This is a genomic window from Metabacillus rhizolycopersici, assembly GCF_020075705.1.
This window is the reverse complement of sequence record NZ_JAIQUM010000262.1, coordinates 1-616: the sequence shown is the minus strand read 5'-3', so window position 1 is coordinate 616 and position 616 is coordinate 1. Positions and strand designations below refer to the sequence as shown.

The 616-nt window shown below is 34.4% G+C and carries 1 protein-coding gene; it reads left to right on the top strand.

Annotated elements, in window-relative coordinates:
• Positions 1–589, top strand: a 589-nt coding sequence (locus K9V48_RS28480) for a transposase (protein WP_224142355.1), incomplete at its 5' end; no start/stop codon positions are given.
• Positions 590–616: the final 27 nt, after the last annotated feature.

The window sequence follows — 616 nt, the reverse complement described above, 5'->3', positions numbered from 1 at the left end:
TGAGAAAAGTAAAGATGCAGGCATGACAATTGATAGAATCATTGGTGATACAGCTTATTCAGAAAAAGATAATATCCAATATGCAAAAAAAGAAGATTTTCAACTAGTATCTAAACTGAATCCTCTAATCACGCAAGGGAAACGTGCGAAAGAAGATGAATTTGAATTTAATAAAGATGCAGGTATGTATGTTTGTAAAGCAGGTCACATAGCAATACGCAAAGCACGAACAGGTAAGAAAGGGCAAAATAAAAATCAAAAGGATACATATTACTTTGATATTGAAAAATGTAAAGTATGTCCTTTACGTGAGGGCTGTTATAAAGAAGGGACAAAAAGTAAAACATATTCTGTTTCAATAAAATCCACTGAACATAAAGAACAGGAAGCATTTCAAAACAGTGAAGAGTTTAAGGAACTTGCACGCTCTCGTTATAAAATTGAAGCAAAAAATAGTGAGTTGAAACATAGACACGGGTATGAAACGGCATCATCTGCGGGTCTATTTGGTATGGAAATTCAAGGAGCCACGGCGATGTTTGCAGTTAATCTCAAGCGAATCCTAAAACTCCTTAGTGAAAAAGAATAAGAAAGAAAAGGAAAAAGGCAATTTGCC